The organism is Cohnella rhizosphaerae (assembly GCF_029525575.1).
Taxonomy (GTDB): Bacteria; Bacillota; Bacilli; order Paenibacillales; family Paenibacillaceae; genus Cohnella; species Cohnella rhizosphaerae.
This window is the reverse complement of the sequence record NZ_JAPDIA010000008.1, coordinates 246,303-260,695: the sequence shown is the minus strand read 5'-3', so window position 1 is coordinate 260,695 and position 14,393 is coordinate 246,303. Positions and strand designations below refer to the sequence as shown.

The following is a 14,393-nucleotide window of genomic DNA, read 5'->3' as shown; positions in this document are numbered from 1 at the left end:
TGTCTGCGACGCGCGCCGTGCTGCTGAACCGTGCCGCTTCGTAAGGCGCTTCCTCCGCCGCGGCGACGTTTTGGCCGAGCCTGCTCTTGCGCTTCGCCGCGCGAAGCGCGCCTTTTTTCAGACCGATGCCGACGAGCAGGATCGCGAGCAGAATCAGCGCGATCGTCGCGCCCGGCGGCGTGCTGAAGGCATAGGAGGCCGAGAGACCGGACCATACGCCGCCAAGGCCGAACGCCATGGAGAAAACGATCGCCATCGAGAAGCTCGAGGCGAGCCGGATGGCGAGCGCCGCAGGCAAAACGACAAGCGAAGAGACGAGCAGCACGCCGACGATCGGCATCGCCGCCGCGACGATCATCCCGGTTACGACGCTGAACGCAAGCGACAGCCAATTGACCGGCAGTCCGGACGTTTTGGCCGTATCTTCGTCGAACGTCATCTGATAAAGCGGACGGCGCATCAAAATGAAGAATAAGGCTGCAAGCACCGATACGGCCAGCATCAGAATAAGCTCGGTCCGGTTGACGGCTACGACCGAGCCGAACAAATAAGACGAAAAGCTCTTGTTCACGCTCTGGTTCAGGTTCATGATGATGACGGCGCTCGACAGTCCGCCGACCATGATGATCGCGACGGAGATCTCGCTGTACGTCTTGTAGGAACGACGGACGTATTCGACGGCGACCGCGCCGACGATCGCGATCGCAAAGCCGGTCAGGGTCGGATTCCAGTGGAGATACGCGCCGGCCGCGATGCCGGCGAGCGAGACGTGCGAGAGCATGTCGGCCATGAGCGCCTGCCGCCGAAGCATCAAGTAGACGCCCAGCGCCGAAGCGACGAGCGCTATGAGCGCGCCGGCGAGAAATGCCCTCTGCATGAAGTCGTAGTGCAGCATCTCCACTTGCCATCCTCCTTCCTTTCCAGCTCGACGATGCGATCCAGATACGGCGATACCTCATCCAGCCCGTGCGTGACCATGACGACGGTGCGTCCGTACTGCTCCGTCTGCGTCTTCATCAGCTCGTAAAAACCGAACCGGCTATCCCGGTCCATGCCCGTCGTCGGTTCGTCCAGCACGAGCAGGTCCGGCTCCATCGCCAGCGCCCGCGCGATGCAGATCCGCTGCTTCTGGCCGCCGGACAGCTCGCCGATCTTGCGGTGCCGCAGATGCCACATCCCCACCTGCTTGAGCGCCAGCTCCGTCTGCTCATGATCGCGGGCGTTCATTTTCCTCAGCCAAGAACCCTTCGTATAGCGGCCGGACCGCACGAACTCCAGGATGCTGCTCGGAAATCCGCTGTTGAACGCGGAGATCTGCTGCGGTACGTAACCGATCTTCAGCTTGCCGCCCCCCTTGCCTCGGGAAGCCAGGCTGATCTTGCCTTTCCAGGGGGCCAGCAGACCCATCATGAGTCGGAGCAGCGTCGTCTTGGATGCGCCGTTCGGTCCGGTCACGGCGACGAATTCCCCTGCGCCGATCTCCAGATTCACGTCCTCCAGGCTCGGCACGTCGTCGTACCCGAACACGACCTGCTCCATCGCTACGAGCGCCATTTGCGTTCTCCTCCTCGTCCTTTATCGTAAAAGTTACGCTTATATCGCATAACGAAAGCCCGCTTCGCAGCCGGCTTCAGCACACTCGTATCCTTTTTATCCGTAACAATTACACTTAAACAATATAACAGTAGGCCGTAAAACCGTCAACCGCGCATTCGCTTCACGGCTAGCGGGCGATCGTCTTCGCGCCTTCTTGCTGGCATTCCTCGCATACGCCGTAAATCTCGAAGCGATGGCTCAGCACGCGGTAGCTGCCGGGCAGCTCGAGATCTTCCTTCATCGGGCAGTAATCGAACGACAGCGTCTTCTCGCAGTTCGTGCAAATCAGATGATGGTGATGGTGCTTGGCGCAGTTCGCCCTGAACTTGAGACCGCCGTCCATAAAATAAAATTGCTCCAGCACGCCCATATCGCTGAGCATCCGGAGATTGCGGTAAACGGTGTTGAAGCTGACGCTCGGATACTTCACGGAGAGCTGGTCGTACACGTCCTTCGGAGACAAATACCCTTCGGTATCGGCGAAAATGCGGGCAAGCGTCCGGCGCTGATCGGTAATGCGCCATCCGGCCCTGCTCATCATGGACACCATCTCTTGTACCGTCGCGGCTTCGCCGGCCGGCTCTTCGTCATGACCGCATGCTTCGTTATACTCGTGCACGCTCACCTGTCTCGACCTCCTATCCTTTATGTAAAAAGCAAGGACGGATTCATTGGCGCATAATCGGAAAGCGCGACGTAAGCCGGGTTCTGTACTTCCGGTGGTAAGACGGACCGGGCGGTCCTCCCACGGATGGAAGCGACAATCATCTATCTAGGCCGTACGTTGCCGCACGGCTCGAGCGACCAACCCGAACGCGCCCCGGGCAAGGGCCGCGGCTCAAGGCCGCTGCGTTCCTCTTCGGTCTTGCTCCGGATGGGGTTTACCAGGAGCAAAGTCGCCAGTGCTCCTCGTGGTCTCTTACACCACGGTTCCACCCTTGCCTGATCCGCGACGCGTCGCGGCCATCGGCGGTCCGTTTCTGTGGCACTATCCTTCGGCTCGCGCCGACTGGACGTTATCCAGCATCCTGCCCTGCGGAGCCCGGACTTTCCTCTCGCGGCGCGAAGCCGCCAGCGATTGTCTGTCGAACTTTCCGATATGCACCGATAAGTATAACCAATATCGCGCCGATGCACAATGGCAGCGTCGCCCACAGTCTTAAAGCAGACTGTCATACGGGCTTGTACGCCTATATTCAGGCCTGCGGGACCAGATAAGTTTCTTTGCAGGTAAAGCGTCGGTTGGGAGTCTCTTCCGGCTTCCGGCTTTCGGCTATTTCAGCCTGAACGGATCCGTATGCACCTCGGAGGCGAATACTTCGGTCGCATACCCCTTTTCCGCGAGCCGTTCGCGCAGCCACTGCGCGGTCTTGGGACGCATGATCTTCTCCGCGTAGTGACCCGGATCGACGATCGCGAGCCCGCCCGCTTCGGCGTCCTGCGCCGAATGGAAGTCGATGTCGCCCGTGACGAGCACGTCCGCGCCCATGAACATCGCCCGCTTGATGTAGCTGCGGCCCGAGCCGCCCAGCACGGCGACTTTGCGCACCTGCCGCGCGCCTTCGCCGACCACGCGGACGAACGGCATGCCCAAGCGATCCTTGACGAGCTCCGCGAAGTCGTCCAGCGGCATGGCCGCCTGCAGCTTGCCGACGCGGCCCAGCCCGAAGGAGCGACCCTTCAGGTCGACGCCGTACAGATCGTAGGCGACCTCCTCGTAAGGATGCGCCTTCAACATCGCCTGCACGACCGCCTTGCGCGCGCTCTCCGGCACGATGATCTCGATGCGCGTCTCCTCGGCGGTCGCCAGCATCCCGTTTTCTCCGATGTACGGATCGCTCCCCTCGCGGGGCATGAACGTGCCGACGCCGTCGACGTTAAAGCTGCAATGGCTATAATTGCCGATCCATCCGCCGCCCGCGCGGAACATGGCGTCGCGTACGGATTCCGCGTGGGCGCGCGGTACGAACACGGCCAGCTTGTACAGCTTGTCCGTATGGACCTCCTCCAGCACGTCCCGGCCTTCCAGGCCGAGCGCCTCCGCCATCCAATCGTTGAGCCCGCCCTCGGCCGTGTCCAGATTCGTGTGCGACACGTAAACGGCGATGTCCCGCCTGATCAGCTCCGCGGCCAGGGCGCCGGCGGGCGTATCGGTCTGCAAATGGGCAAGCGGCCGGTAGATGATCGGATGATGGGCGACGATGAGCTCCGCGCCCAGATCGACCGCTTCCTTGACGACGCCAGGATTGACGTCGAGCGTCACCAGCACGCGTTTGATCTCCTTGCGCAGCGAACCGACCTGCAGGCCGATCTTGTCTCCTTCGACCGCGAAGTGCTTCGGCGCGAGCCGCTCCATCAATTGGGCGATCGTCTCTCCCCTTGCAAGCATGCCAGCACCTCCTCGATGTCCTTCGTCGTACGCGTCCAGACTTCCAGCTTGGCCCGCGTGTCCGCGGCTTCCGATTGCTTCATTCCTTGCGCGATGCGCTCCCGCTTCGCCAGCTCGCCGCGCCACTTCGCCATGAACGCCTTGTCTGGCGAACGGAGCAGCAACGGCCCCATCTCGTACAGCAAGTCCGCCGGAACAGCTTGGCAAGCATCTCCCAGCAGCTTCGCATCGTACAGCGCGGCGTGAACGGCTTCGGAGGACGCGGCGCTCGCCGCGCGCTCCGCCCGCAGCAGCGTATAGATCTCGCCGTCTTCTTCGACGAGACGTTCCAGCTCAAGCACATAGCGGTTCGCCTCCAGCCAGCGCCGCACCTGATCTTCGGCCACGTGCGGCGACAGGATGAGCGTCGTCACGCCGGACAGCGCATCTCCCGCTTCCTCGAGCAGACGCACCATCAGGCTGCCGCCCATCCCGGCGATGCAGACGGTGTCGACTTCGTCCGGGGCAAGCACCGACAGTCCGTCTCCATGACGAACCGACACGATGTCTCCGACGCCGGCAGCCAGCACCTGTCGGCGCGCCGCCTCAGCCGGGCCGGCATTGACGTCGCCAGCGACAGCATAGGCGATCGTGCCTGACAAAGCCAAATGCACGGGCAGCAGCGCGTGGTCGGTGCCGATGTCCGCGAACCGCGCGCCTTGCTTCACGAGGCCGGCGAGCGCGGCAAGGCGTTTGGACAGCTTCGGCGCCTCCTGCGAGACTTTGGAAGCTTCGCTCGAGACTTTAGGAGTAGCTTCATTCGAGACTTTTGAAACTTCTACCGCGACTTTGTTTTTATCTTCCTTCATACTCATGCAACCCATTCCATCCATTGTCTGCGCAGCCGGAACATGAGCGTGCCGACGAACGCGATTTTAACGATCAGCTCAACCTGGATCCAATTCCGGTCGACGCCGAACAGCGCCGAATACACTTCGGGCATAAACCATAGGATCAACGCCGTCGCGAACAGCACGGCGCCGGTCGCCTTGAACTTGATGTGCGAGAACCAGCTGAGCCAGGCGAACAGCAGCGCCGCCGGCACCCAGAACACCTGCACCTCGAGCCAGCTCGGATCGGGCACCTGACGCGAGAGCACCGACGCATAGAGCGCGATGACGCCCATCCAACCGAGCCAGTGCAGCACGGCGAAGCGCTCCGCGATGCCGCATAGGATCCAGACGAGTGCGCTGGCCAGCAGCAGCACGAACAAACCGGGCCCGTCCTTCCAGCCCTGCACGTAGAGGATCGCGGTCCCCGAAGCGGGCAGCAGCAGCATACCCGCGCTCAGCAGCGCCAGGCCGCGTGCGGGCAGTCGCTCCCTGTAGCGCGACCCCAGACCGACGAGCCCGCCGGTGCCGATGACCGCCACCGCGATTTGCAATGCCAGCGGAAACGCGCTAAAATGAAGGACAACAAGGCAGATCAAGGAAAATATGCCAATGACATACAACCATTGCTTTCCGGAAGCCTGACCGATCTGACGCAGCTTTTCGCCCGTCGCGCTCTTGGGCCGGACCGTCAGATCGTCCAAATACAAATTCAGCAGGAAATCGCAATACTGTTCGGGCAGCATCTTCGCCCGGCGCCAGGATTCGATCTCCCGCACGACCCATTTCCTCTTGTCCTCGTCCAATGGAGGCATGTCGACAGCTCCTCTCGCTACGTGGCACCCCGGATGCCAAGAGGACCTTGCAGCCCATGGATCGGCGCAAGGTCCTCTGCATGAACGCAGTACGGCGTTCGGTTGTTATTCCAGGAAGTCCTTCAGACGCTTGCTGCGGCTCGGGTGACGAAGCTTGCGCAGCGCCTTGGCTTCGATCTGCCGGATCCGTTCGCGCGTAACGCCGAAGACTTTGCCGACTTCCTCAAGCGTCCGCGTGCGGCCGTCGTCGAGACCGAACCGCAGCCTGAGCACGTTCTCCTCGCGTTCGGTCAGGGTGTCGAGCACGTCCTCCAGCTGTTCCTTCAGCAGCTCGTAAGCCGCCGCGTCCGCCGGCGCGAGCGCCTCCTGATCTTCGATGAAGTCGCCCAGATGCGAGTCGTCCTCTTCGCCGATCGGCGTCTCGAGCGAGACCGGCTCCTGCGCGATTTTCATGATCTCGCGAACCTTGTCGACGCTCAGTTCCATCTGCTCCGCGATTTCTTCGGGCGCAGGCTCGCGTCCGAGCTCCTGCAGCAGTTGACGCGATACGCGGATCAGCTTGTTGATCGTCTCGACCATATGCACGGGGATCCGGATCGTACGCGCCTGGTCGGCAATCGCCCGCGTGATCGCTTGGCGAATCCACCATGTGGCGTACGTACTGAATTTATAGCCCTTCGTATGGTCGAATTTTTCGACGGCTTTGAGCAGGCCCATGTTGCCCTCTTGAATGAGGTCAAGGAACAGCATGCCTCGTCCGACATACCGCTTCGCGATGCTGACGACCAGACGAAGGTTCGCCTCGGCCAGACGCTTCTTCGCTTCCTCGCCGCCCTCGCCGCCGATCTCGATCTTCTTCGCCAGCTCGACCTCGTCGTCTGCGCCGAGCAACGGCACGCGTCCGATCTCCTTCAGGTACATGCGAACCGGATCGTTGATCTTGATGCCCGGCGGGAGCGACAGATCGTCGTCGAAGTTGAACTCGTCGCGTTCGTCCTCGTCGCGCTCGCGGTCGCGGCCGCCTCCGATCTCATCGTGGTCGTTGACGACCTCGATGCCGTGATCGGCCAGCTGCTCGAAGAAATCGTCGATTTGCTCGGCGTCCTGGTCGAACGGAGACAGCTTCTCCATGATGTCTTTGTAGGTCAGTCCGCCCTTTTTCTTGCCTTGTTCGATGAGCAGCGACTTGACCTGCTCCAGCGAGCTCTCCGTCTCGAGTCCGGTGTGTTGATCGTTCGCCATTTCCGACTCCCTCCTCCCTGCAGCGGCGGCTTCAGCTTTCCTTCTGCCGTCTCTCCAGGGCGATAATCTCTGTCAATATTTGCGCGGCGCGCAATGGATCACCGGTACGCTCCGCTCTGTTCATTTCTTCGTACAAGCTCTGCAAATCGTCCTTTTTCGTCACCTGGCGCTCGACCGTTCGCATACAATCGGCAAGTTCGCGTTCTCCGAAGGGCACTTCGATCAGCGCGATGGCGCTGGTGGCGCGCTCCAGCCGATCGTCCTGCAGCGTGGCGATGAATCTTCCTATGTCAGGCTGGTGGCCCTGCGCGTAATAGGCATATAGATAAGCAGCGATTGCCGCGTGATCCTCTACATGGAAGCGATCGTCCAACCGTTCCCGGACGATGTCCGCCGTCTCGCGATCCTGCAGCATCCAGGACAGGAGGTACTGCTCGGCCTTGACATAGTCGACCGACACTTTGGGAAGCTTGGCCGAACTGCGGTTATCATTCCATTCATTATTCCACGATCCGCCCGGAATATCCCCAGCCGTTCCCAATTTCTCCTGCTGCCTGATCTTGAATACGTCCTGCTTCAAGCTGTCCGTCGAAGCCCCGAATTCCTGCGCCAGCTCCTTGAGCGTCAATTCCCGTTCGGTAGCCGATTCCCGCCTGGCTACGAGCTTGATGGCGTCTTCGAGATACCGGAGCTTCCCGTCTTCTTCTAGCAGTATATGGGATTTCCTCAAATAGATGAGCTGAAATTTGAGGGCGGATACCGCGCCTTCGACGATCTCCCGCATGTAGGCTTCCGAGCCGTACGCCGTGATGTATTCGTCCGGGTCCATCTTGCCGGGCAGCACGCCCACCCGCACCCTGAAGCCGGCGTTCTCCAGCAGCGGAATGCTCTTGCTCGCCGCGGCCATCCCCGCATCGTCTCCGTCGTAGCAGACGATCGCCTCGTCCGCGTAGCGCTTCAGCAGGGAAGCGTGCTCGCCCGTGAGGGCGGTCCCCATCGTCGCGACGCCGTTGTGCACGCCGGCCGACCATGCCTTGATGACGTCCATGTAGCCCTCGAGCAGCACCACCTGCCGGCTCTTGCGGATCGCGCCTTTCGCCGCGTGGAACCGGTAGAGCGTTCTGCTCTTGCTAAAAAGCGGCGACTCGGGCGAATTCAGGTACTTCGGCTGGCCGTCGGACATGAGCCTTCCCGCGAAGGCGATAATCTTGCCGTCGCCGTCGTGAATCGGGAACATGACGCGATCGCGGAAGCGGTCTACGAAGCCTTCGCCTTCATGCCGCCTGGAGAGCAGTCCGCCCCGGTCCATGTCCGCGAGGTCGAAGCCCTTCTTGTCCAGCGCCTGCGCCAGCGTGTCCCAACGCGCGGGCGCGTAGCCGAGCCCGAACTCCTCGATCAGCTTGTCCGTCATGCCGCGGTCCCGAAGATAGTTCATCGCGCCGGTGCCCGCCGCGGTATTGCGCAGCACGGCATGGTAGAACTTCGCCGCATAGGCGTGCGCCTCCGTCATGACGGAGCGCTCCTTCTGGCGCTCGGACTGTTCGCCGTCGGGCGCCTGCCAGGAGATCGGGATCCCCGCCTCCTCGCACATGCTCTTGATCGCTTCGGGAAACGTCTCGTTTTCGATTTCCATGATGAACTTGACGACGTTGCCGCCCTTGCCGCAGCCGTAGCAATGAAAGATCTGCTTCTCCGGCGTCACCGTGAAGGAAGGCGTGCGTTCGGAATGGAACGGGCACAACCCCTTCAAATACTTGCCGTTTCTGGACAACTGAACGTAACGACCGACGGTCTCCGCAATGTCGTACCGCCGAAGAACCTCGTCGATCGTCTCTTGTGGAATCATGCCGTTATTCATATTAAGCCATCCGCCCTGCCGTTCGATTTCGGCACGTAATACAATTCGCTAAGCGAACGAATTCTCCTGCAACCTCCGAAGCAGCTTTGTCAGTTTTTGTTGAAAGCGGTCGCGGTCCTCGTCCGTAAACGGCTTCGGGCCTCGCGTCCGCATCCCGCCGCGCCGCTGCTTCGCCGAAAAGTGCCGCTGCGCGAGCAGCTCGTCGATATTCTCCTCGTCGATCGTCTTGCCGCGAGGCGTCAGCACGGCCGCTCCGCGGGCGAGTCCGAGCGCGGCCAACCCGTAGTCGCCGGTGACGAGAATGTCGGACGCCTTCAGCGCGTTGGCGATATACAGATCGGCCGCTTGATCGCTCGCGTCCACCGTCACGACGTCGACGCCTTCCTCGGCATGAAGCACATGCGCATGCGAAGATACGAGCAGCGCTCTCGTCCCCGCCGCCCTCACGCATGCGGCGATCTCCGGCTTCACCGGGCAGGCGTCCGCGTCGACAACGACCCGGACCGGATTTTGCAGCATTCGACACCCCGTTCATCGATGTTATTGTGAGTCCCTATTATATACGCTACCGGGGCGATAAATCCTTCCTGATCCACAAAATTTAAGACCGCGTTCCCGTAAGAAAGCAACAACCAGCCGCCTTGGAGGCATGCCGGTTGTCCGCCGATTTTGTCGAAAAGCGTCTATTTTTCCAACTGCTCCATGATCAGGCTCGCCGTTTCTTCGACCGCCTTGTTCGACACGTCGATAATGACGCAGCCCAGCTTTTTCATGATGCCGTGCGCGTATTCGAGCTCTTGCTGAATCCGCTCCGCCGTCGCGTACGAAGCCGTGTTGGGCAGGCCGAGCGCCTTGAGCCGCTCGACGCGGATCGCGTTCAGCGCGTCCGGCCGGATCGTCAGTCCGAAAACCTTGGTCTTCGGCACGAGGAACAGCTCCCGGGGCGGCGTAAGCTCAGGCACGAGCGGCACGTTCGCGACTTTGTACGTGCGATGCGCGAGCACCATGGATAGCGGCGTCTTCGACGTCCGGGAGACGCCGGTCAGCACGATGTCGGCCTTGCTCACGCCGGTCACGTCGCGGGCGTCGTCGTAACGCACCGCGAATTCGACCGCTTCGACCTTGCGAAAATAGCCTGCGTCAAGCACATGGTTCAATCCCGGCTCGTGCCTCGACCGGCAGCCGAACCGCTGCTCCATCTGGTCGATGAGCGGGCCGAGCAGATCGATCGCGGAGATGCCCCGCCGGGCGGACTCCGAAGCCATGTAGCCGCGGAGCGCGTCGATGACGAGCGTATACAGCACGACGGCGCGCTCGCTCTGCGCCGCCTCGAGCACGGCGTCGATCGCCGCCTCCCGCTGGATAAAGCCGGCGCGCCGGATTTGCACCTTGAGCGGGTGAAATTGGGCGGCTGCCGCCCGTACCGCAAGCTCGCCGGTGTCGCCGGCGGAGTCGGATACGACGTAGACGGTTACGCTTGTTGCTTCGATGGTGCATCCCTCCGTTCGAGTGGCCGCGGCGCGGCCAGGATTAGCCCGCGAGCTTGGCGAAGTCGGCGAAGCCCCGCACGTCGTCGGCGATCAGACCGAGCAGCGCCAGCCGGTTGCGGCGGATCGCCTCGTCGTCGGCCATGACCATGACGGCCTCGAAGAACGCGGCGATCGGCCCGCTCAGCGCGGACAGCGCGGTCAACGCGTCGGACAGCCTCGTCTCGGCGGTCGCGGTCACGATCCGGCCGTGCGCGTTCATCCACGCCTCGTAAAGCGCGCCTTCGGCCGGATCCGCGAACAGCGACGCGTCCACCTGGCGCGAATCTCCGCCCTTGGCCGCGAGATTCGCGACGCGGCCGAACGCTTCGGCCGCTGGACGGAACGACTCGCGGCCGTCGCCGCCGGCGGCGGCTTGCAGCGCCTGCGCGCGCAGCACCGTCCGGCGAACGTCGTCGCAGCCCGCGCCGAGCACCGCGTCGGTGACGTCGTAGCGGATTTGCTGCTCCGTCAATACGTTCTTTACCCGCAACGCGAAAAATTCGCTCAGGTCCTTGGACACGTCGAACGCTTCGCGCTTGCCGAGACCGGCTGCCGCATAGACGTCGAGCGACAGCCTGAACAGGTCCGACAGCTTGAGCTCGAGTCCGTGCGCAAGCAGCGTCGACACGATGCCGGCGGCCTGGCGGCGAAGCGCGTACGGGTCCTGGGAGCCGGTCGGCACGATGCCGATCAGGAAGCAGCCGACGATCGTGTCGAGCTTGTCGGCGATGCCGACGATCGCGCCCACGAGCGAAGCCGGCGGATTGTCCGACGCGTTGCGCGGCGAGTAATGCGCGTTGATCGCCTCGGCGACCGCCGGCTTTTCGCCGAATTTAAGCGCGTAATCTTCGCCCATGATGCCCTGCAGTTCAGGGAATTCGTATACCATCTGCGTCACCAGGTCGAACTTGCAAATGTCCGCGGCGCGCGAGACGTCCGCGCGTACCGCTTCGTCCGCTCGAAGCAGCTCGGCGAGCTTGTCGGCGGTCGCGCGGATGCGGCGCACCTTGTCGGCGACCGTGCCGAGCTCCTCGTGATAAACGATGCTTTCGAGCTTCCGCAGGAAGCCGTCGATGGCTCCCTTTTGATCTTCCGCGTAGAAGAACTTCGCGTCAGACAAGCGGGCGCGCAGCACCTTTTCGTTGCCCTTGGCGACGGCAGCGAGCGCGGCGTCGTCCCCGTTGCGAACGGTGACGAAATGCGGCTGCAGCTTGCCCTGCGCGTCCAGCACCGGGAAGTAGCGCTGATGCTCGCGCATCGACGTGATCAGCACCTCCTGCGGAATGTCGAGGAAGGCGGGATCGAACGAGCCGGACAGCGCGGTCGGCGTCTCGACGAGGAAGAGCACCTCTTCGAGCAGATCGTCCTTGATCGCGATCTCCCAGCCTCGGGACTTGGCGAGCTCGCCGAGCTGCGCCAGGATCGCTTCCCTGCGCTCCTCGACATCGGCGATCACGTGCTGCTCGCGCAGCTTCGACGCGTATTCGGACGGAACGGATATCTCCGCGTCCGCGCCGAGGAAGCGATGTCCGCGGGTCGTGCGGCCGGTCTCGACGTCCGTGATCGCGAATGGCACGATCGCCTCGCCGTGCAGCGCCACGAGCCACCGGATCGGACGCACGAAGCGAAGATCGTAGGCGCCCCAGCGCATGTTTTTCGGAAACGTCATCGACGTGATGATCGCAGGCAGCGCCTCTGGCAGCAGGCCGGCCGTCTCGACGCCGACGCTGGATTTGTTGGCATAGACGTATTCGACGCCGCCGAGTTCCTTGAAGAACAGCGCTTCGGGCTCCACCGCGTTGCTGCGGGCGAAGCCGAGCGCGGCCTTCGTCCAGGCGCCGCTCTCGTCCAGCGCGATCTTGCGCGCCGGTCCTTTGACCTGCTCGCTGACGTCCTCCTGGCGGTCCGCCAAGCCATTGACGACGACGGCCAGCCGGCGCGGCGTCGCGTAGGCGGTCACGCCTTCGTGAGCGAGGCGGCTCGCTTCGAGCCATTTTTCGATTTTTTCTTTCAGCTGTTCCATCGCGCCCCGCACGAACCGCGCGGGCACTTCCTCAAGGCCGATCTCGAGCAGCAGATCCTTAGGCATTGTCGTTCGCCTCCTTCTTCAGCAGCGGGAATCCGAGCCGCTCGCGCTCCTGCAGGAACGTTGCGGCGACCGAGCGGGCCAGATTGCGCACGCGTCCGATATAACCCGTACGCTCGGTGACGCTGATCGCGCCGCGCGCGTCGAGCAGGTTGAACGTATGGGAGCATTTAAGGACGTAATCGTAAGCCGGGAAAACGAGATTCTCGTCCATCGCGCGCTTCGCCTCGGCCTCGTAGGTCGAGAACAGATCGAACAGCATCGCGACGTCGGATACCTCGAACGTATACTTGGAATGCTCGTATTCCGGCTGCTTGAACACGTCGCCGTAGGCAACGCCTTTCACCCATTCCAGATCGAATACGTTTTCCTTGTCCTGAATGTAGGAGGCAAGCCGCTCCATGCCGTACGTGATCTCCACCGCGACCGGATGGCAGTCGATGCCGCCGACTTGCTGGAAGTACGTGAACTGCGTAATCTCCATGCCGTCCAGCCACACTTCCCAGCCGAGCCCCCAGGCGCCGAGCGTCGGCGATTCCCAGTTATCCTCGACGAACCGGATGTCGTGCTGCAGCGGATCGATCCCGAGACGCTTCAGACTCTCGAGGTACAGCTCCTGAATGTTGTCCGGCGAAGGCTTCATGATGACCTGAAATTGATGATGCTGATACAGCCGGTTCGGATTTTCGCCGTAGCGTCCGTCCGCCGGACGACGGGACGGCTCTACGTAAGCGACGTTCCACGGCTCCGGCCCGATCGTACGCAGAAAGGTCATCGGATTCATCGTGCCCGCGCCCTTTTCGGTGTCGTAAGGCTGGACGACGATGCAGTCCTGCTCCGCCCAGAATTGCTGCAGGGTCAATGTCATATGCTGAAAATTCAAGTGCGCCACTCCTTCGTAATTTGGGGATCGAATCCGCTGAATCCGCGGCGCCGGGACGCGACAAAAAGCTCCCGTCCCACGTCTGCCGCGCAGACATAGGGACGGGAGCTTGATCCCGCGGTTCCACCCTACTTGACGCCCGAAGATACCGTCGCGACAATCGCGTCCGCTCATCGCGGCTCGCTCACGCGCGCCTTCGTTTGCCCGCTCTTTGGTATGGCCGTTCTCTCCGGAGCGCCCTTCGCCGATTCGTCGCGCCGGGCTCGCACCGCCCCCGGCTCGCTGCAGCTGCCGACAGGCAACCGGCTACTCTCTCCTTCAACGAGACGCATGCCATCGTTATGTCACATTTTAGCCGATAGACGCCGGGCGTGTCAAATGCAAAGCGCCTATTCCCGGATTGTCACCTTCACCGGCGTATACTCGGCGATGACCGTCTGGCCGTGCACGGACACGCTGCCCTCCGGCGACAAATCCTTCTCCGTCATGATGCCGAGCGCGATCGTGAAGCGGTTCATCTTGACCGGCACCCCGCGCTCGCGCCGCACTTCGGCGCCGTTCAGGTAAAAGACGACCTCGTCGTCGGAGCGGTTGTATACGATCTTGTACGTATTGAATTCGCGCGCCTTGAAGTTCGTGTCTTCCTGGAATACGCAGAAAAACCGGGTCTTGTCCGACTTCGGTACCTCGACGCCCGGGAAGGGCAGCACCGCGTACACGGAAGCGTACTTGTCGTTGCCCGCGAAAAAGTCGAGCGCGGCGCCCGTCGTGAAATCGAGCAGGTTCAGCGACACGTAGCCGTCGTACAGATCGCCCGGCGCCGTGCCCGCGCTGCGCGCGCGAATGTCGAGCTCGAAGCTGACCTCCCCGTTTTCCGGGACGACGACCTCTTCGACAGAATAGTACATATGCTTCGCGTTGTCGAGGATCTGCACGCGGTCGTGGCTGCGGCTAAGCTGGGCGCGGACGTAAAGGATGCCGTTGCGGACGATGACGACCGCGTCGGGCTCGCGATACTCCCAGAACGAGCCGTCGGGCAGCGGAAAACCGCCGATTTTCCACGTTTCGCCTTCCGATAAAATGCGGTGAAAATCGCCGAATACGAGCTGCTTTTCCATGGTTGCGG

General features: G+C 62.2%; 12 protein-coding genes, 1 other RNA gene and 1 pseudogene. All 14 read right to left on the bottom strand.

What is annotated here, in order from left to right; all coding sequences use genetic code 11:
• Nucleotides 1-70: 70 nt before the first annotated feature.
• A pseudogene (locus OMP40_RS24500) lies at nt 71-901 on the bottom strand (metal ABC transporter permease); the annotation flags it as partial.
• On the bottom strand, nt 844-1,554 hold the full coding sequence (locus OMP40_RS24495) for a metal ABC transporter ATP-binding protein (protein WP_277535318.1): 711 nt from the start codon (nt 1,552-1,554) through the stop codon (nt 844-846). The pseudogene OMP40_RS24500 and the gene OMP40_RS24495, both read right to left, overlap by 58 nt.
• 169 nt (nt 1,555-1,723) lie before the next feature.
• On the bottom strand, nt 1,724-2,146 hold the full coding sequence (locus OMP40_RS24490) for a Fur family transcriptional regulator (protein WP_277538006.1): 423 nt from the start codon (nt 2,144-2,146) through the stop codon (nt 1,724-1,726).
• Between the two features lie 132 nt (nt 2,147-2,278).
• Nucleotides 2,279-2,690, bottom strand: an RNA gene (rnpB, locus tag OMP40_RS24485) — RNase P RNA component class A.
• 179 nt (nt 2,691-2,869) lie between these two features.
• Nucleotides 2,870-3,985, bottom strand: coding sequence for a Nif3-like dinuclear metal center hexameric protein (locus OMP40_RS24480; protein WP_277535317.1), 1,116 nt, complete (start codon nt 3,983-3,985; stop codon nt 2,870-2,872).
• A complete protein-coding gene (locus OMP40_RS24475; RefSeq protein WP_277535316.1) occupies nt 3,952-4,839 on the bottom strand; it encodes a tRNA (adenine(22)-N(1))-methyltransferase in 888 nt (295 codons plus the stop codon). The genes OMP40_RS24480 and OMP40_RS24475 overlap by 34 nt, the downstream gene beginning before the upstream one ends.
• Nucleotides 4,836-5,669, bottom strand: a complete 834-nt coding sequence (locus OMP40_RS24470) for a hypothetical protein (RefSeq protein WP_277535315.1) — start codon at nt 5,667-5,669, stop codon at nt 4,836-4,838. The genes OMP40_RS24475 and OMP40_RS24470 overlap by 4 nt, the downstream gene beginning before the upstream one ends.
• A gap of 105 nt (nt 5,670-5,774) precedes the next feature.
• Complete coding sequence (gene rpoD, locus OMP40_RS24465) at nt 5,775-6,911, bottom strand: RNA polymerase sigma factor RpoD (RefSeq protein WP_090115104.1); 1,137 nt, start codon at nt 6,909-6,911, stop codon at nt 5,775-5,777.
• Nucleotides 6,912-6,942: 31 nt separating this feature from the next.
• Nucleotides 6,943-8,769, bottom strand: coding sequence for a DNA primase (gene dnaG, locus OMP40_RS24460; RefSeq protein WP_277535314.1), 1,827 nt, complete (start codon nt 8,767-8,769; stop codon nt 6,943-6,945).
• A 48-nt stretch (nt 8,770-8,817) separates the two neighbouring features.
• Nucleotides 8,818-9,288, bottom strand: coding sequence for a YaiI/YqxD family protein (locus OMP40_RS24455; RefSeq protein ID WP_277535312.1), 471 nt, complete (start codon nt 9,286-9,288; stop codon nt 8,818-8,820).
• A 164-nt stretch (nt 9,289-9,452) separates the two neighbouring features.
• Nucleotides 9,453-10,259, bottom strand: coding sequence for a pyruvate, water dikinase regulatory protein (locus tag OMP40_RS24450; RefSeq protein ID WP_277538004.1), 807 nt, complete (start codon nt 10,257-10,259; stop codon nt 9,453-9,455).
• 40 nt (nt 10,260-10,299) lie between these two features.
• Nucleotides 10,300-12,387: a glycine--tRNA ligase subunit beta gene (gene glyS / locus OMP40_RS24445; RefSeq protein ID WP_277535310.1), complete on the bottom strand. Its 2,088-nt coding sequence runs from the start codon at nt 12,385-12,387 to the stop codon at nt 10,300-10,302.
• Nucleotides 12,380-13,267 (bottom strand): glycine--tRNA ligase subunit alpha, encoded by an 888-nt coding sequence (glyQ, locus tag OMP40_RS24440; protein WP_277535308.1) that lies wholly within the window; start codon nt 13,265-13,267, stop codon nt 12,380-12,382. The genes glyS and glyQ overlap by 8 nt, the downstream gene beginning before the upstream one ends.
• Before the next feature lie 389 nt (nt 13,268-13,656).
• On the bottom strand, nt 13,657-14,385 hold the full coding sequence (locus OMP40_RS24435; RefSeq protein ID WP_277535306.1) for a DUF6081 family protein: 729 nt from the start codon (nt 14,383-14,385) through the stop codon (nt 13,657-13,659).
• Nucleotides 14,386-14,393 lie beyond the last annotated feature (8 nt).

Excerpts from the sequence above, each read along its gene's own strand:
- OMP40_RS24495 (WP_277535318.1), bottom strand. The coding sequence starts at position 1,554 with ATGGCGCTCGTAGCGATGGAGCAGGTCGTGTTCGGGTACGACGACGTG.
- OMP40_RS24490 (WP_277538006.1), bottom strand. The coding sequence starts at position 2,146 with ATGGTGTCCATGATGAGCAGGGCCGGATGGCGCATTACCGATCAGCGC.
- OMP40_RS24480 (WP_277535317.1), bottom strand. The coding sequence starts at position 3,985 with ATGCTTGCAAGGGGAGAGACGATCGCCCAATTGATGGAGCGGCTCGCG.
- OMP40_RS24475 (WP_277535316.1), bottom strand. The coding sequence starts at position 4,839 with ATGAGTATGAAGGAAGATAAAAACAAAGTCGCGGTAGAAGTTTCAAAA.
- OMP40_RS24470 (WP_277535315.1), bottom strand. The coding sequence starts at position 5,669 with ATGCCTCCATTGGACGAGGACAAGAGGAAATGGGTCGTGCGGGAGATC.
- rpoD (WP_090115104.1), bottom strand. The coding sequence starts at position 6,911 with ATGGCGAACGATCAACACACCGGACTCGAGACGGAGAGCTCGCTGGAG.
- dnaG (WP_277535314.1), bottom strand. The coding sequence starts at position 8,769 with ATGAATAACGGCATGATTCCACAAGAGACGATCGACGAGGTTCTTCGG.
- OMP40_RS24455 (WP_277535312.1), bottom strand. The coding sequence starts at position 9,288 with ATGCTGCAAAATCCGGTCCGGGTCGTTGTCGACGCGGACGCCTGCCCG.
- glyS (WP_277535310.1), bottom strand. The coding sequence starts at position 12,387 with ATGCCTAAGGATCTGCTGCTCGAGATCGGCCTTGAGGAAGTGCCCGCG.
- OMP40_RS24435 (WP_277535306.1), bottom strand. The coding sequence starts at position 14,385 with ATGGAAAAGCAGCTCGTATTCGGCGATTTTCACCGCATTTTATCGGAA.